This window comes from Cupriavidus sp. UBA2010 (assembly GCF_002335265.1).
GTDB classification, from domain to species: Bacteria; Pseudomonadota; Gammaproteobacteria; order Burkholderiales; family Burkholderiaceae; genus Cupriavidus; species Cupriavidus metallidurans.
The window spans coordinates 268660-285837 of record NZ_DDCI01000032.1 but is presented as its reverse complement, the minus strand read 5'-3'; the positions used below and the strand labels follow the sequence as shown (position 1 = coordinate 285837).

The window sequence follows — 17178 nt, the reverse complement described above, 5'->3', positions numbered from 1 at the left end:
CTCGCCCTCACCCCCCAGACACCCCTCGCGCAGGCCGATGCCAGCCACGCCGTCGTCATCATCGGCGGCGGCGCCGCGGGCATTGCCGTGGCATCCAGCCTGCTGGCACGCAAGCCCGGCCTCGACATCGCCATCATCGACCCGGCCGACATCCACTATTACCAGCCGGGCTGGACACTGGTGGGCGGCGGCGTATTTGAACCCGCGCATACCGCGCGCACGATGGCTTCGGTCCTGCCGCGCGGTGTGTCGTGGATCAAGGCCACTGTCACGGGATTTGAACCGGAAGCCAACGCGGTGATGCTGGAAGGCAACCGCGTGGTCAAGTACGAGCACCTGGTGGTTTGCCCCGGCCTGAAGCTGGACTGGGACGCTATCGAAGGCCTGCCGCAGGCGCTCGGCCGCAACGGCGTCACGTCCAACTATCGCTACGACCTGGCGCCATATACCTGGAAGCTCGTGCAGGAACTCGTGCGCAAGCAGGGCGGCAAGGCACTGTTCTCGCAACCCCCGATGCCGATCAAGTGCGCGGGCGCGCCGCAAAAGGCCATGTACCTCTCGGCCGATGCGTGGCGCCGTGCCGGCGTGCTCGATCGCGTGGACATCCAGTTCTGCAACGCGGGCAATGTGCTGTTCGGCGTGGCGGACTACGTGCCTGCGCTGATGGAGTACGTCGAACGCTATGCCATTGACCTGAACTTCGGCGAAACGCTGGTTGCCGTCGACGGCCCGGCACGTTGCGCCACATTCCGCCGCGCCAACGCCGATGGCACGACGGCACTGGTGACGCGCGAGTTCGACATGCTGCACGCCGTACCGCCGCAGAAGGCGCCCGACTTCATCCGTTCGAGCCCGCTGGCCGACGCCGCCGGCTGGATCGACGTGGACCCCGCCACGCTGCGTCATACGCGCTTCGCCAACATCTTCGGTCTCGGCGACGCCGGCAACACGACCAATGCGAAGACGGCTGCCGCCGCCCGCAAGCAGGCGCCGGTGGTGGCGCACAACCTGCTGGCCGAGCGCGGCGCGGCGCGGGGCGAAGCGCGCTATGACGGCTACGGCTCGTGTCCGCTCACTGTCGAACGCGGCAAGATCGTGCTGGCCGAGTTCACGTACGGCGGCAAGGTCGCGCCGACATTCCCGAGCTGGTTCATCGAAGGCAAACGGCCCTCGCGCATGGCATGGTGGCTCAAGGAGCGGATTCTGCCGCCGCTTTACTGGCGCGGGATGCTCAAGGGCCGCGAATGGCTCGCGAATCCCGAACTTCAGGGCCGCTAAGCCAGCCACGGCCATCCTGTAGTAAAAAGGCGGGATCGTGCGCGAACGCGCACGCCATCGACCAATGCCATGGCAACGCGCGCTCCCGCCAGCACCCTGCGACAGATCCCGTCCGGCATCTGGATGCTTGGATGCGTCAGCCTGCTGATGGATATCTCCTCGGAGATCATCCACAGCCTGCTGCCCGTCTTCATGGTCACCACGCTCGGCGCCAGTGCGCTGGCCGTGGGGCTGATCGAAGGCGCGGCCGAAGCCACCGCCCTGATCGTCAAGGTCTTCTCGGGCGTCCTCAGTGATTACCTCGGCAAGCGGAAGACGCTGGCCGTGCTCGGTTATGGGCTCGGCGCGCTGTCCAAGCCGCTCTTCGCGGTGGCGCCCGGCGTCGGCACGATACTGGCGGCACGCCTGTCCGACCGCATCGGCAAGGGCATTCGCGGCGCGCCGCGCGATGCGCTGGTGGCCGATATCGCGCCCGCTCATCTGCGCGGCGCGGCGTTCGGGCTGCGGCAGGCACTCGACACGGTTGGCGCATTCCTCGGCCCTTTGATCGCGATCGGGCTGATGATGCTCTGGGCGAACGACTTCCGCGCCATCTTCTGGGTGGCGGTGGTGCCCGGCGTGCTGTCCGTTGCCTTGCTCGCATTCGGCGTGAAGGAACCGCAAACCCAGACCGGGGACAAGCGTGTGAATCCGATCCGGCGCGCCAACCTCGCGCGGCTCGGCCCGGCCTACTGGGGCGTGGTTGCCGTGGGCACCGCCTTCGCGCTGGCCCGATTCAGCGAGGCATTCCTGATCCTGCGCGTCCAGCAGGAAGGGCTGCCGCTGTTCATGGCGCCGCTGGTGCTGGTAACGATGAACGCAGTCTTCGCGGTCACGGCCTATCCGTTCGGCAAGCTCGCGGACAACTGCAGCCATGACAAGCTCCTGGTGGCTGGCCTGGCCGTACTGATCGCCGCGGATACGGTGCTCGCACTCGGCTCGCACTGGAGCATCGCACTGGCCGGTGTCGCGCTGTGGGGCCTGCATATGGGCATGACCCAGGGATTGCTGGCCACGATGGTCGCCGATGCAGCACCTGCGGATCTGCGTGGCACTGCATTCGGCGTTTTCAATCTGGCCAGCGGGCTGGCGTTGCTGGTAGCCAGTGTCATGGCCGGCTGGCTGTGGGACCGGCACGGCGCCGCCGCCACGTTCCACGCCGGCGCGGGCTTCTGCGTGCTGACCATCGCACTGCTGATCCACCGGTTTCGCAACCGCCCCGCCTCCGGGGCGGCCACCCGCTGAGATTCAGCTGAGCGCCTTGCGAAGGCAACCTTCCTGTTCGTGTTGCACAACTTACGGATTGTCACGACTCCGGCGTCAACGGCGACCGCTCGCGTGCCGTTTTTTCCGGTAAGCACGACGCATTGTCGAGCTAACAATCTCCCAGGAGTTGACATCATGAAGAAGCTGTTCGCTGCTCTCGCATCCGTCGCTTTCGTCGGTACCGTTTTCGCGCAGACCGGCGCACCGGCTGCCGCCTCGGCCACCCCGTCGAAGTCGGAACCGGCGCAGGCTCAGGCCAGCGCCCACAAGGACAAGGCCGACGTTCATACCGGCACGCACAAGTCCACCGCCAAGGGCACGCATCACAAGGCCAAGGCCACGACCGACATGGCGAAGTCCACTGACACCACCGGCGCGACGGCCGGCGCTGCCAAGACCGCTGCTCCGGACAACTCCAAGAAGCAGTAAGCCCCGGCGTCGAGTTATCGGGGGGTTCACCGCCACGGTCAAGGCGAATGCCGTGGCGGCGACGCTCGAACCACGGGCTCTTGCGGAGAGCGCAAGCGAGAGGAAGGTCTCCGCGCTTGCCTCTCCGCTTTGTCATCCGATCATCTGTGCGACCATGACGGCATGTCTCCACGACTTAATGAAGCGAAGCGGTTCTGGCTAGACGCGGGGCCGCAGACAGTGCAAGTAGTACGGCAAGGCCCCGCAACGACGCCAGAATCTTTTTGAAATGACTTCTTAGCCCCGGGATCAGCATGCTCACCGTACACGCCATCCATCTGCTGCACGAAGCCGCCTTCGGCACGCTTGCCACGCAATCGTCCGTCCTGGCCGGCTATCCCTACGCCACCGTGGTGCCCTACGTCACGGACCACGCGCATCAACCGGTCATCTGCATCAGCGCCCTGGCCGAACACACGAAGAACCTGCTCGCGGATACGCGGATGAGCCTGTCGGTGCTGCAGCCGGACGCCACGGATGTGCAGGCCGCCAGCCGGCTGACGATCGTTGGAGACGCGGAACGCTTCGAGCCTGCTACTGCCCTGCGCGACCGCTACCTGCGCTATGAGCCCGGCGCCGAACGTCTGCTGGCGCTCGATTTCGCGTTCTTCCGGCTGAAGCCGCTCAAGGTACGGTTCATCGCCGGCGTCGGCAGGATGGGTTGGGTGGAACAAGCCGATCTGGACGCTGTGCCCACGCTCCCCGCGCAAGAAGAAGCCGATCTCGTGAGCAGAATGTCCCGCCTGGTTCCCGAAAGCGTGCGCGTGCTCGGCATCGATCCGCTCGGCGTCGACGTCGAGATCAATGGGCGCCGCCACCGACATCGTCTTGCCGGCACGGCGCCGATCGACGAAGCCATCCAGGCCGCCACTCACGCGATCACGGCGATCACGGCGGCGCGGCAATGATGGCTTGACCGGCCGGCACTGCCCGCGCAAACGTGCTGAAGCGCTGACGCGCGATATGCAGCAGCACGCACCCGCCGGTCGCTGGCTTGGACTTTTCGCGTGCGGTGCCCTATCACATACCAGTGATGGGGACCGAAGCGACCATCGTGCAGAGCAGCATTCCCCGCGCGGCGCACCCGACCTTACCCTTTGGGGAAATTGCAGGCATCCGGATCTCATCCCATAGTCGTACAGGTACGCTGACAACTACTGCGGCCAGACCATGATCCACCATTGGATGCAACGCTTGGCGCCCACCATCGGCGCCGCCCTGCTCGCCGGCATGGCCCTCGTGGCAACCAGCGTCATGGCCCAGGAAAAGCCCGCTCCTGCCCCCGCGCCGTTCAAGGCCGAGGAGATCGAGGCACTGGTCGCGCCGATCGCGCTCTATCCCGATACCGTGCTGTCGCAGGTGCTGATGGCGTCGACCTATCCGCTGGAGATCGTCTATGCCGCCCGCTGGGTGAAGTCGCACCCCGGCGAGAAAGGCGATGCCGCGGTCAAGGCCGTGCAGAACGAATCGTGGGACGTCAGCGTCAAGTCGCTGGTGGCATTCCCGCAGATCCTCGAACCGATGTACGACAAGCTCGACTGGACCCAGAAGCTCGGTGACGCATTCCTGGCCCAGGAGAAGGATGTGCTCGCAGCGGTACAGCGACTGCGCGCGCGTGCCCGCGATGCCGGCAATCTGCAATCGAACGAGCAGCAACGCGTGATCGTCGAGCCGGCGACCACGCCGGGCGCGGTGTCGCAGACTATCGTGCGGATCGAGCCGGCCAACCCGGAGGTGATCTACGTGCCCGCCTATGACCCGGCGGTGGTCTATGGCGGCTGGGCCTATCCCGCCTACCCCTATTACTACTGGCCACCCTACCGGGCGTACTACCCGGGCTACGCGTTCGGCAGCGGCCTGGCATTCGGGTTCGGTCTCGCCGCCGCGGCAGCCATCTTCGGTGACTGCAACTGGGGCGGGGGCGACGTCTACGTCGACCACCACAAGGCCACCAACATCGACCGCAATTTCGATCGCAATGGTGGGCAAGGTGGCCAGGGCAGCAGTCGATGGGAGCACAGCGTCGATCATCGCAAGGGCGTTGCCTATCGCGATAACGCCACGCGCGAACGCTTCGGCCGCGAGCAGGCTGGCGCCGCCGACCGGCGCGCCAACTACCGTGGCCGCGATCCGGGCGCCGGCAATCGCGCCGGGGTTTCCGACCGCATGGCCGGCGGCAACCCATCAGCCTCGGACCGCATGAACGGCGGCAACCGCGCGGGCACGTCCGACCGACCCGCGACGGCGGATCGCGCGGCGGCAGGCAACCGGGCCGGCACCGCCGACCGCGCACAAGCCGCCGACCGCTACAGCGCGGGATTCGGCGGGCGGGACAACGGCTTCCAGGGCGTCGGCAATGGCGCCGGCACGCAGAACAACACCAATCGCGGCAGTTCCAGCATGCAGTCCTCGGGCTTCAATCGCGGCGGCGGATATTCGGGCGGCGCGCGCGGCGGTGGCGGCGGTTTCGGTGGCGGCCGCGGCGGCGGTGGACGTCGATAAGCGGAGGCAACCATGACACTGACGACGCCAATCCGCGCAACACTTCGCCGCACCCTGTGCACGCTGCTGCTGGGTGCAGCCGCGAGCCTGACGCCCGCGGCGCACGCCAACGAGGTCTTTGCCACGCCCGAGGCCGCGATGACCACCTTCGGCAACGCCGTCATCAACGACGACGAGCCGACGCTGCAGAAACTGTTCGGCGGCAAGTTCCGCGACATCATTCCGCCGGTGGGCGCCGAGGTCCGCAGCAAGTTCCTGACAGCCTGGGGCAAGTCCCACGCTGTCGATCAGAAAGAGAATCGCGCCTATATCGACGTGGGAGACGACGGCTGGACCTTCCCCATTCCGCTGGTGAAGGGCAGCAAGGGCTGGCAGTTCGACACGCTGGCCGGCGTGGAGGAAATGCGGGTGCGCAGGGTGGGCCGCAACGAGCTGGCCGTCATCCAGACCATGCTGGCGATCACCGACGCACAGGCCGAATACGCGCTGACGCTGCACGACGGCAGCAAGACGCTGGTGTACGCATCGAAGCTGTCGAGCACGCCCGGCAAGCAGGACGGCCTCTACTGGGCCTCCGCGCCCGGCGAGCCACAGAGCCCGCTAGGCGCAGCGTTTCGCGGCGCGGGAACGAGCCATGCCAGCAAGGATGGCTATTACGGATATCACTACAAGCTGCTGGACGCGCAAGGCCCCAACGCCCCGGGCGGGGCCTACAGCTATGTGGTCAATGGCAAGCTGTTCGGCGGTTTTGCCGTGCTGGCATGGCCGGCGCGTTATCAGGACACCGGCGTCATGAGCTTCATGGTCAGCCACGATGGCCAGGTCTACGAGCGTGACCTTGGCGCCGACAGCGCGGTCAAGGCCAAGGAGATCCGGACCTTCGATCCGGGGGCGGGATGGCGGAAGGTGGCGCCGTAGCAGGGTAGTAGGGTCGCAGCGTCACCTTCCGCTTCTCTGAATCACTCCTTCGGAATACCCGCGATTTCCGCGGCCTTCGTCCAGCGCTGGATTTCGTCGAGCTGGTATTTCCGCAGCACCTCCGACCCACCCGCGAAGATCTGGCCGTTGGTACGGCCCACGAACTCGGCCGCTTCCTTGCTGCTGATGATCTCGACCGTGGCATCGCTGAGTTTCTTGACGATCGCCGGCGGCGTCTTCGCCGGCGCGAACAGCGCCACCCAGCTCACCATGTAGTAGTCCTTGTAGCCGAGTTCCTGCAGCGTCGGCACATTAGGCTCCAACGGCAGCCGCTTGTCGCCGCCCACGGCAATGATGCGCGTCTTGCCGGCCTGCGACAGTGCGGAAGCGGCAAGGTAGTCCGACATCGCGAAGTCCACCTGGCCACCGGCGAGATCCGCGACAGCCGGGGCAGCGCCCTTGTACGGAATGGCCACGGCAGTGATACCGGCCTGCTTCATGAACAGCTCGGTGGCGATCTGGTACGACGCGGAACCCGAGCCATAGCTGAGCTTGCCTGGCTTCGCCTTGGCGGCGGCCACCAGATCGGCCACGGTCTTGTAGGGCGAATCGGCGCGCACCGACAGGATCATCGCCCCGTAGTAAAGCCGCGCCACGGGCGCGAAATCGCGTACCGGGTCATAGGGCAGCGTCTTGAACTGGACCACGTTGGTCGCCATCGGCGAATTGCTCGCCACAAACAACGTGTAGCCATCCGGGTCCGCCTTCGCCACCGCCTGCGCGGCGATGAAGCTGTTGGCACCCGGGCGATTTTCCACCACGAAAGGCTGGCCGAAACGCGCCTCGAGTTTCTGGGCCAGGAACCGCGCGCTGCTGTCCGAGCCCGTGCCAGGCGGGAACGACACCACGATCTTGACGGGCTTTCTGGGGTAATTATTCGCGTTGGCGTGTGCCAGCCCGGAGACCCCGAGCGTGGCAATCAGACAGGCGAGAAGCAAACGCCGCATATCTACAGTCTCCTTCTTCGGGGTGATACGTGCCACCCGCTTTCATCATGAAAGAAGAAGCGTAAGGGAAGCGTGCGGCATGTCGCAATGCACACGGAGGCATATTCGTTATGCGCACGTCGGCATGGCACACCGTTACGCTGCACTGCCGCATGCGCGGTGAATTTCCGTTATCTCACGGCTGCGATAGGCGCGTCTGGAAGGCCACTGCTAACCTCGGCTCACTCTCAAAAATCGCAAGGAGACAGAGTTGGAGATAGCCAGCAAGGTCGTGATACGGCCAGCCGATCCCGACGACGCACTGACGCCGCTGCGCCAGGAAGTCCGCGCATTCCTGGCGGAGACCCTCGGCAACCGGCCCCCCCAACTGCGCGCCAAGAGCTGGTCTGGCTACGATCCCGAATTCAGCCGCGCGCTGGGTGCGCGTGGCTGGATCGGCATGACGTGGCCCAAGTCCTACGGCGGCGGTGAACGCTCGATGCTAGAGCGCTACGTGGTGCTCGAGGAACTGCTCGCGGCAGGCGCGCCCGTTGGCGGCCACTGGGTTGCCGAGCGCCAGAGCGGCCCGCTGCTGATGCGTTACGCGGACAAGAGCGTGGCGGCGGACATCGTGCCGCGCATCACGCGCGGCGAGGTGCGCTTCTGCATCGGCATGAGCGAGCCGGACTCCGGTTCCGACCTGGCGTCGATCCGCACACGTGGCGATCGCGTGGATGGCGGATGGGTCATCAACGGCACCAAGCTCTGGACCTCCAACGCGCATCATTCGCAATACATGATCGCGCTGGTGCGCACCGACCGTGGCGCGGACGACAAGCACAAGGGCCTGTCGCAGTTCCTGGTCGACATGACGTCGAGCGGCCTGCAGGTGCGCCCGATCAAGAACCTCGCGGGTCACGAGGGCTTCAACGAGGTCGTGTTCGACAACGTCTTCGTGCCGGACCGGATGCTGATCGGCACCGAGGGCGATGGCTGGGCCCAGGTCACGGCCGAGCTCACATTCGAGCGCAGTGGCCCCGAACGCTATCTGAGCAGCTACGCGCTGCTGGCCGAGATGGTGGATGCGGCGGACGCAACCGACTCGCGCCAGGCGGTGGAAATCGGCTACCTCGTCGCGGAGCTGAGCAATCTGCGCCAGATGTCTCGCGGCATCGCGGCCATGCTCAATCGTGGCGAGAACCCGCAACTGGCCGCTGCCAACGTCAAGGACATGGGCGCGCTGTTCGAACAGCGTATCCCTGAGGTGGCCCACGCGTTGTTCGGCAATGAACTGCGCCGCACCGGCTCCCCGTTCGTCGCGACGCAAGCCTACCTGACCCAGAGTGTGCCCTCGTTCTCCCTGCGGGGCGGCACGCGTGAAATTCTGCGGGGAATCATTGCGCGAGGGCTGGGAATCCGATGAACGAACTCGAACAAATGCTGACCGACAGCGCGGAGCGCCTGTTCGGCAACGAGGTCACGCTCGAACAGTCCGAAGCGATGGAGCGCGGCGAGTTTCCGCAATCACTCTGGAATGCCGTGGACAAGAGCGGTCTGGTGCACGTGCTTGCCAGCGAGGAAGCCGGTGGCGCCAACGCGAGCTGGACGGAAGCGCTGCCGGTGATGCTGGCCGCCGGCCGCACGGTCACGCCGCTGCCGTTCGTCGATGCCGCAACGGCCACGTGGCTGCTGAGCCGTCTTGGCATCGAAGCGCCGCAGGGCCTGCTGGTCCTTGCCGATCTGTCCACGGCCCCGACCGCGAGCCAGGATGGCGACACCTGGCGGCTGAGCGCGGAAGTGGAAGTCCCCTGGGGCCGACACGCGCAACACGTGCTGGTGCGCGCCGCCAACGCCTGGCTGTTGCTGTCGACCAAGCACGCTTCAGTACGCGAGGATGCCAACATCGCTGGCGAACCGCGTGACAGGCTCACGTTCGTCGACGCCGTGGCAACAGCCGCGTCGACGCAGCAGCCGCTGGAGGGATGCGATGATCCGGCGGCGCTCGGCGCATTGATGCGCGCCATCCAGATCACCGGCGTGCTCGAACGCGTGCTGAACCAGACCGTGCAATACGCCACCGAACGCATCCAGTTTGGCCGGCCCATCGGCAAATTCCAGGCGATCCAGCAACAGCTTGCGGTACTGGCCAACGAAGTGGTCGCCTCGCGCATGGCCGTGGCCAGCGCCTGCGCGGCGTTGCCGGGCAAGGACTGGGCACAGCAGGCCATGATCGCCAAGATCATCTGTGGTCTGGCCGCCGGCCGCGCACCCGCGATCGCGCACCAGGTGCATGGCGCCATCGGCTTCACGCGCGAGCACTCGCTGCACTACGCCACGCGGCGCCTGTGGTCCTGGCGCGCCGAGTACGGCAGCGAGGCGCAATGGGCCGCGAAGCTCGGCAAGATGGCAATCGAACACGGCGGCGACACGCTGTGGGAAAGACTGACGGAGGCCGCATGAATACACGTCGAGCCCTTCTCGCGATGATTGGCCTGCTGACGCTGTCAGCGTCAGTCCATGCGGAAACGGCCAAGGAATTCCCAACGCGGCCGATTCGCGTGATCGTGCCATTCACGTCTGGCAGCGGCTCCGATACGTCGGCACGCTACTACGGCGAGCAGATGGGTCGCACGCTGGGGCAGCCCGTGGTCGTCGAGAACCGGCCCGGCGCTAACGGCCTGATCGGCATCCAGGCGCTCAAGAACGCGCCGGCGGATGGCTACACGGTGCTGCTGGCCAGCAACTCGCCAATGTCGGTCAATCCAATCGTGATGAAGAGCCTGCCCTATGACCCGCTGAAGGATCTCAAGCCGGTGTCGGGGTTGAGCAGGAACATGAATGTGTTCCTGGTGCCGGAGAAGTCGCCGATCAAGACCGTGGCCGACCTGGTTGCCCACGCGAAAGACCGTGGCAAGCCGCTGGCAGTCGGCACGTACTCGGCGGGCTACCAGTTGGCGGCGGCGTGGTTCGCCAACCTCGCCGGCGTCCAGTTCGTCAACGTGCCGTACAAGGGGCAGGCCCAGATCATGACCGATGTCATCGGCGGGCAGCTCGATATGGCCGTGGTCGATCTGGGCGGCGCCATCACGCTACTCAAGGAAGGCAAGATCCGCGCGGTGGCTGTCACCGGCGAGACGCGGCATCGCGACTTCCCGAACGTGCCGACGATTAAGGAAAGCGGCTACCCGGACTACGCGCAGTACAGCTGGGTGTCGTTCTACGTCCGCGCGGGAACGCCCGACGACATCACTGACAAGCTGGCCACCGCCGTGCAGTCGGCCCTCAAGTCACCGGAGTCCGACGCATTCCTGGCCACCAAGGGCGGCGATCCCATGCCTTACCCGCCGAAGGAAATGCGCCAGTTCCAGGAACGCGAGATGGCCCGGTTCCGCAAGGTTGCCGCAGCGGCCGGCATCAAGCCCGAGTAATGGGCGAGCGGACGCGTAAACGACGTGTGAGCGATGCGCGAGCGATGCGTGAACCCGACGACTGCCTAGGCGGCGACGTGACGCGCGGCGGATGCCAGCAGCGACCGCAGCACCGTGACGAACGGGTGCGAGTGGACGTTGTTGTGCCAGCACAGATGAATCGGCACGGCCATGCCTTCGTCCTCCATCGGCGAGAAGCGCATGCCGGGATGCCGGCACAGCGGCCTGGCGAGGTAGTCCGGAATCATCGCGTAAATCTCGGTGTCGTGAATCGCGTCGGCCACGGCCAGGTAGCTGGTCAGTGTGCCGACGATCCGCCGATGCAGGCCGTGCGACTGGAAGTAGCGGTCGAGCAACCGCGTGATCAGGCCGAACTGCGAGATGTCGAGGCAGTCGAGCGATGCCAGTTCACGCGCCGAGGTGATCGCGCCGATATGCGGATTGGATCTGGCCGACAGGCAGCCGAAGCGCGTCGTCAGCAACAGTTCGGAGCGCAGCGATTCCATATCCACCGGATAGAACGCCACCATCAGGTCGATCGCCCCGCTGGTCATCGCAGAAATGCCGCCCTGCTGTGGCACGGGCTGCATCCGGACCCGCGCGCGCGGCGCCACCTGGCGCAGGCTGGCCAGGAACGCCGGGGCAATCAACGCCTGCAGGGAATCGTTGATACCGATCACGTACGTGCCGGTCTCCATCGCCGGGTTGTAGTCGCTGCCCTGCTGGTAGACGCCTTCGATGGCACGCAACACGTCATCGAGCGCGCCGCGGATGTCCTGGGCGCGGCGCGTCGGCAGCATCTTGTGCGCGCTCTTGATCAGCAGCGGATCGCCGAGATCGTCGCGCAGCCGGTCGAGCATCCGGCTCATCGAGGGCTGGGTGCTGTCCAGCCGCCTGGCGGCCTCGCTGACGCTGTTGCTCTCGAGCATGGCGGCCAGCACCACCAGCAGGTTCAGATCCTTCTTGCGCAGTTCGGCAAGCGCCGGTCGTCTGCTGTCGCGGCCTTCCGGCGTCTCCGTGCCGTCCGTGCCTGGGGTGTCGCTGAAACGAGATTCGTTCATCGCTATTGCGCTTCAAATCCATATTGAATAAGGCATAACGCAGTATGCAGCATTTCAACCCCGCCCGGCGGGGAAACCTTTCCACTGAACCAAGCCCATCGACATGACGCCCCCTAACGCTTCGTCTACCGCTTCCTCTACTGCTTCCTCTACCGTTCCCTCTACCAGCGGCCAGGATTCCCTTCAGGTCACGCGCGACGGACATGTCGTCCAGCTCCTGATTCGCAGGCCGCCCCATAACCACCTCGACCCGGCATTCGTCGGCCTGCTGGCGGACACGCTCGAACAACTCGATGGCGACGACGAATGCCGCGCCATCGTGCTGGCGGCCGAAGGCAAGTCCTTCTGCGCCGGCGCGGACTTCTCCGGCCAGCAAGCATCATCATCGGTCAGCCGCGACCCGAGCCCGTTCTACAAGCAGGCCATGCGACTCTTCCGCACGCGCAAGCCGATCGTCGCCGCGGTACACGGCGCGGCCGTGGGCGCCGGCGTAGGGTTGTCGCTCGTGGCGGACTTCCGCGTCACCTGCCCCGAGGCACGGTTCAGCGTCAACTTCAACCGGCTGGGTTTTCATCCCGGCTTCGGCCTGAGCCTGACCCTGCCCCGCCTGATCGGAGTCCAGCAGGCTTCGCTGCTGCTATACACGGGACGCCGCATTGATGGCGAGACCGCCACGCGCATCGGACTGGCCGACGAACTCGTGCCGGCCGACCAGGTTCTGGCCCGCGCCCATGCGCTGGCCACCGAGATCGCAATCTCGGCCCCGCTCGCCGTGGAAAGCACGCGCGCCGCGCTGCGCGAGGGGCTGGCAGATGCGATCTACGCCGCCAACCAGAAGGAGCTGGCCATCCAGCTCACCCAATTCCCGACCGAGGATTTTCGCGAAGGCGTGGCAGCCATGGCCGAACGCCGTCCGCCGAACTTCCGTCGTCGCTGATACTCAATGGAGCGAATCTACGTGACCGTTTCAACCAAAACAGATGCCGGACCACTGTCCGGCGTGCGCGTGCTCGATCTGTCCGCTGTGGTGCTGGGCCCGATGGGCACCCAGGTGTTGGCCGACATGGGTGCGGACGTCATCAAGATCGAATCGCCCGAAGGCGACCTGATGCGCGCCAACGGCGTGGTCGAGGTGCCGGGCATGAGCTCGATCTTCCTGGCGCTGAACCGCAACAAGCGTTCGGTCGTGCTGGACCTGAAGACCGAGGCCGGCCGCGCCGCATTGCGCCGCCTGATTCCAACCGTCGACGTGCTGGTGCATAACATGCGCGTCTCGGCGATCGAGCGGCTGGGTTTCGGCTATGACGCCGTGCGCGCACTGAATCCCGAGATCGTCTACTGCGCCGCCACCGGTTTCGGCCAGGATGGCCCGGATCGCGAGAAGCCCGCGTTCGACGACATCATCCAGGCCGCCTGCGGATTCGTCGGCGCCGCGTCGATCAACACCGACGAGCCCGACTATCTGCCGAGCCTGATCGCCGACAAGACCACCGGCCTGGCCGTCGCCAATGCGGTACTGGGCGCGCTGTTCCATCGCGAGCGGCATGGCCGTGGCCAGTACGTCGAGGTGCCGATGCTGGAAACGATGGCCGCGTTCGTGCTCACCGAGCATATGGGTGGCCTGACCTATCCGGGCTCCAAGACCAAGGCCGGCTACGCGCGCCTGCTCGAAGGCGGCCGCAAGCCCGTGCGCACCAAGGATGGGTGGATGAGCCTGCTGCCATACACGGACAAGCACTGGAAGGCCTTCTTCCACGAGGTGGACCGCGACGATCTGGGCGAACGCTACAACATCGCCAGCCGCGCCGACCGCAATGCGCACATCAAGACGTTGTACAGCCACCTGCGGGAGTTGGCGCCACTTCGCACGACGGCGCAGTGGATGAAGCTCTGCGAGCAACTCGACATCCCCGCCACGCCGATCTACTCGCTCGAAGCGCTGCCCGAGCATCCGCACCTGAAGGCCGTCGGCCTGTTCCAGGAATCGAAGCATCCCGTCGTCGGCACCATCCGGGAAATCCGGCCGACAGCGCGCTTCGCGGGCACGCCGACCTCGATCCGCCGCCCCGCCCCGACGCTGGGGCGTGACACTGCCGAGGTACTGCGTGAAGCCGGGTTCGAGGAAAGCGAAATCAAGGCGCTTGGCGGAAGCTGAGCGGTGGGTGCCGCGCGTCGTCGACCTCCCTTCAGGTCAACGACGGCAGCATCGCGGCCAGCACGATCCTTGCCAGCGCCTTCATCTTCCATCTCCTGACCGACGCTCAGGCCGCCTTGGCAACAAGTGGCGGATAGTCGGTCAGGCCACGCGCGTCGCCGCCGAACAGCGTGTCGCGATCGTGGGCGTTGAGGGTGGCGCCGGTGCGCAGGCGCTCCGGCAGATCGGGGTTGGCCACGAACGGGCGGCCAAACGCGATCAGGTCGGCCCACCCTTCGTTCAATGCGGCCTGGGCGCGCGCCGCCGTGTACTTGCCGGCGTAGATCAGCGTGCCCGGATAGACCTTGCGCAGTTGCTGCTTGAAGGCCGTCGGCATATGCGGGGCATCTTCCCAGTCGGCTTCCGCGATATGGATGTAGCCCACGCCGATCTCGCCGAGCAACCTGGCCGCAGCGGTATAGGTAGTCTCGGGATCGGCATCGACGCAACCATTCAGCGTGGTCAGCGGCGCCAGACGGACGCCGACGCGGTCTTTACCACCCGTGCCGTCGATCAGCGCCCGTGCCACCTCGCCCAGGAAACGCAGCCGGTTTTCCAGTGAACCGCCGTATTCGTCGGTGCGATCGTTGGCGCCGGAGTCGATGAACTGGTTGACCAGATAGCCATTGGCTGCGTGCAGCTCCACACCGTCGAAGCCCGCCGCCATGGCATTGCGCGCGGCCTGGCGAAAGTCGTCGACGATGGCGTGGATTTCCGCCACCGATAGCGCGCGTGGCTGCGACGCCTGGGCGAAGCCGGGGTTGCCATCGCTTTGCGCGACGAACACGTTCACGCCCTGCGCCTGGATGGCTGACGACGATACCGGCGCATGGCCATCGAGCAGGCTGATATGGCTCAGGCGGCCAACGTGCCAAAGCTGCGCGAAGATGCGCCCGCCGGCCTGATGGACGGCAGTGGTGACTTTGCGCCAGCCGGCGACCTGCTCCGGCGTGTGAATGCCGGGGGTCCACGCATACCCCTTGCCGAGCGGCGAGATCCACGTGCCTTCGCTGACGATCAGGCCGGCGCTGGCGCGTTGCACGTAATACTCGGCCATCAGCGCATTGGGTACATCACCGGGCTGGCTGGCGCGCGAGCGCGTCATCGGTGGCATCACGATGCGGTTGGGCAGCGTGAAGGAGCCGAACGAATACGGCTGGAACAGCGGATTGCTGGCGTGGGTCATCATGATCTCCTTAATCCCAAACCGGAGCCAGACCTTCGGGGCTGACTTCACGGCCGTTGCGTTCCAGCGAGGCGACCAGCGCCATGTCGTCGGCGTCGAGCTTCAGGTCGCGCGCCAGCAGGTTGCTGGCCAGGTTCTCGCGCCTGGTCGACGACGGAATCACCGCGTAGCCGAGTTGCAGCGCCCATGCCAACGCCACCTGCGCCACGGTGGCGTGGTGCTTCGCGGCAATCTGCGCCAGCACCGGGTCCTTCAGCACCTTGCCGTAGGCCAGCGTCATGTACGACGTGACGGCGATACCCTGTTCCTTCAGGAACGCGGTGAGCTTGCGGCTCTGCAGATAGGGGCTCAGTTCGATCTGGTTGGTGGCGATCTCGCCCTTGCCAACGGCCTCGATCGCCTGGCGGGTCAGTTCGATATTGAAGTTGGACACACCGATCTGGCGCGTCAGCCCGAGCGCCTTGGCTTGGGCAAGCGCGGCCATGTACTCCGACAGCGCCACGCCGTTGCCCGGCGCCGGCCAGTGAATCAGCGTCAGGTCGACGTAGTCAGTGCGCAGCTTGTCCAGGCTTTCGCGCAGGCTCGGCACCAGCTTGTCGGCGGCGTAGTTCGCCGTCCAGATCTTGGTGGTCACGAACAGTTCATCGCGCTTCACACCGCTATCCGCAATGGCCTGGCCGACATCGGCCTCGTTGCCGTAGATCTGCGCGGTGTCGATGGCGCGGTAGCCAACGTCCAGCGCATTGCGCACCGAGTCCACAACGACCTGGCCAGTCAGGCGGAAGGTACCAACGCCAAACGAAGGAATGCTCATGGTGTAACTCCTGTGAAGGTTCATGCAATCTCGATGGACGAAGTTTGCCGCCCTTATCTTTGCGGATAAAGCCGTGTATAAATGAAATTCATTTGAATTTTGATCAACAATGAAAACCACCATCGACGAACTGCTGGCCTTTGCCGCGGTAGTGGACACCGGCTCGATCACGGCGGCGGCTGAACAACTGGGGCTGACGATCTCGGCCACCAGCCGGACCTTGAGCCGTCTGGAGGAGAAGCTGAAGACCACGCTGCTGCGACGAACCACGCGGCGGCTGGAACTGACCGAGGAAGGCGCCGCCTTCCTGGAGCACGCGCGCGCGATCCTGGCGATGGTCGACGAAGCGGAAGAACAGATGGCCGCACGGCAGATGCGACCCGTCGGGCGCTTGCGGGTGGACGCGGCCACGCCGTTCATGCTGCACGTGATCGTGCCGCTGGTGGCGGGATTCCGCGCCAGCTACCCCGAGGTGGAACTGGAACTGAACTCGAACGAAGGCTTCATCGACCTGATCGAGAAACGAACCGACGTGGCGTTCCGCATCGGCCAGTTGAAGGACTCGACGCTGCATGCGCGACCGATCGGTATCAGTCAGATCCGCGTGCTGGCCAGCCCGGAGTATCTGAAACGCCACGGCACGCCCACCAAGCCGGCGCAACTCGCGCAACATGCGCTGCTGGGCTTTACCCAGCCTGAATCACTGAACGACTGGCCGCTGCGCGACGACGCCGGTGGCGTCGTGCACATCAAGCCGACGATTGCATCGTCGAGCGGCGAAACGCTCAGGAGCCTGGCGCTGGCGGGCCAGGGAATCGTCTGCCTGTCGGACTTCATGACGCTCGAGGACCGGCAGAGCGGGCGGCTGGTGCAGCTGTTTGCGAAGCAAACCCTGGACGCGCGCCAGCCGATCAACGCGGTCTACTATCGCAACACCGCGCTGGCGTCACGGATCACCTGCTTTCTCGACCATGTGGTCAAAACACTGGGCAAGCAGCCGTTCGAACGGTAGGCAAATCCGTCCCGTGTGGGCACGCT

15 protein-coding genes and 1 pseudogene are annotated in these 17178 nt (G+C 65.6%); 12 read left to right on the top strand and 4 right to left on the bottom strand.

Features of this window, described 5'->3' with window-relative positions:
- Positions 1 to 36: 36 nt before the first annotated feature.
- The 6 genes and pseudogenes from B2246_RS23730 to B2246_RS23705 form a co-directional block, all read left to right on the top strand.
- Positions 37 to 1278: pseudogene (locus B2246_RS23730) on the top strand (NAD(P)/FAD-dependent oxidoreductase); the annotation flags it as partial.
- 69 nt (positions 1279 to 1347) lie between these two features.
- Positions 1348 to 2562, top strand: a complete 1215-nt coding sequence (locus B2246_RS23725; protein WP_286881094.1) for an MFS transporter — start codon at positions 1348 to 1350, stop codon at positions 2560 to 2562.
- Between the two features lie 156 nt (positions 2563 to 2718).
- Positions 2719 to 3012 (top strand): hypothetical protein, encoded by a 294-nt coding sequence (locus B2246_RS23720; protein ID WP_008646551.1) that lies wholly within the window; start codon positions 2719 to 2721, stop codon positions 3010 to 3012.
- Between the two features lie 293 nt (positions 3013 to 3305).
- The gene (locus B2246_RS23715) at positions 3306 to 3959 is read left to right on the top strand and encodes a HugZ family protein (RefSeq protein ID WP_286881096.1); all 654 of its coding nucleotides are present in this window, start codon (positions 3306 to 3308) and stop codon (positions 3957 to 3959) included.
- Positions 3960 to 4221: 262 nt separating this feature from the next.
- Positions 4222 to 5553 (top strand): DUF3300 domain-containing protein, encoded by a 1332-nt coding sequence (locus tag B2246_RS23710; protein WP_414646348.1) that lies wholly within the window; start codon positions 4222 to 4224, stop codon positions 5551 to 5553.
- Between the two features lie 12 nt (positions 5554 to 5565).
- Positions 5566 to 6471, top strand: a complete 906-nt coding sequence (locus tag B2246_RS23705) for a DUF2950 domain-containing protein (RefSeq protein ID WP_286881098.1) — start codon at positions 5566 to 5568, stop codon at positions 6469 to 6471.
- 41 nt (positions 6472 to 6512) lie between these two features.
- Here the strand turns inward: B2246_RS23705 and B2246_RS23700 are convergent, their stop codons facing one another.
- A complete protein-coding gene (locus B2246_RS23700) occupies positions 6513 to 7478 on the bottom strand; it encodes a Bug family tripartite tricarboxylate transporter substrate binding protein (RefSeq protein WP_286881099.1) in 966 nt (321 codons plus the stop codon).
- Positions 7479 to 7728: 250 nt separating this feature from the next.
- Here B2246_RS23700 and B2246_RS23695 point away from each other — a divergent pair, with 250 nt between their 5' ends.
- From B2246_RS23695 to B2246_RS23685, 3 genes are read left to right on the top strand one after another with little or no spacing between them, the layout of a single operon-like run.
- Entirely contained in the window at positions 7729 to 8880 is a 1152-nt protein-coding gene (locus tag B2246_RS23695) for an acyl-CoA dehydrogenase family protein (protein ID WP_017511456.1), read from the top strand.
- Entirely contained in the window at positions 8877 to 9917 is a 1041-nt protein-coding gene (locus tag B2246_RS23690; protein WP_286881101.1) for an acyl-CoA dehydrogenase family protein, read from the top strand. The genes B2246_RS23695 and B2246_RS23690 overlap by 4 nt, the downstream gene beginning before the upstream one ends.
- On the top strand, positions 9914 to 10885 hold the full coding sequence (locus tag B2246_RS23685; RefSeq protein ID WP_286881102.1) for a Bug family tripartite tricarboxylate transporter substrate binding protein: 972 nt from the start codon (positions 9914 to 9916) through the stop codon (positions 10883 to 10885). Before B2246_RS23690 ends, B2246_RS23685 begins: the two co-directional genes overlap by 4 nt.
- A 65-nt stretch (positions 10886 to 10950) precedes the next feature.
- Here B2246_RS23685 and B2246_RS23680 read toward each other — a convergent pair whose 3' ends face one another.
- Complete coding sequence (locus B2246_RS23680) at positions 10951 to 11946, bottom strand: LysR family transcriptional regulator (RefSeq protein WP_215242825.1); 996 nt, start codon at positions 11944 to 11946, stop codon at positions 10951 to 10953.
- A gap of 103 nt (positions 11947 to 12049) precedes the next feature.
- Here B2246_RS23680 and B2246_RS23675 point away from each other — a divergent pair, with 103 nt between their 5' ends.
- Positions 12050 to 12883: an enoyl-CoA hydratase/isomerase family protein gene (locus tag B2246_RS23675; protein ID WP_286881104.1), complete on the top strand. Its 834-nt coding sequence runs from the start codon at positions 12050 to 12052 to the stop codon at positions 12881 to 12883.
- 6 nt (positions 12884 to 12889) lie between these two features.
- Positions 12890 to 14101, top strand: coding sequence for a CaiB/BaiF CoA transferase family protein (locus B2246_RS23670; RefSeq protein WP_008652112.1), 1212 nt, complete (start codon positions 12890 to 12892; stop codon positions 14099 to 14101).
- 106 nt (positions 14102 to 14207) lie between these two features.
- Here the strand turns inward: B2246_RS23670 and B2246_RS23665 are convergent, their stop codons facing one another.
- Positions 14208 to 15329 (bottom strand): alkene reductase, encoded by a 1122-nt coding sequence (locus B2246_RS23665; protein WP_286881105.1) that lies wholly within the window; start codon positions 15327 to 15329, stop codon positions 14208 to 14210.
- Positions 15330 to 15336: 7 nt separating this feature from the next.
- Positions 15337 to 16140 (bottom strand): 2,5-didehydrogluconate reductase DkgB, encoded by an 804-nt coding sequence (gene dkgB, locus B2246_RS23660; RefSeq protein WP_286881107.1) that lies wholly within the window; start codon positions 16138 to 16140, stop codon positions 15337 to 15339.
- Between the two features lie 109 nt (positions 16141 to 16249).
- Here dkgB and B2246_RS23655 point away from each other — a divergent pair, with 109 nt between their 5' ends.
- The gene (locus B2246_RS23655) at positions 16250 to 17152 is read left to right on the top strand and encodes a LysR family transcriptional regulator (RefSeq protein WP_008652132.1); all 903 of its coding nucleotides are present in this window, start codon (positions 16250 to 16252) and stop codon (positions 17150 to 17152) included.
- Positions 17153 to 17178: the final 26 nt, after the last annotated feature.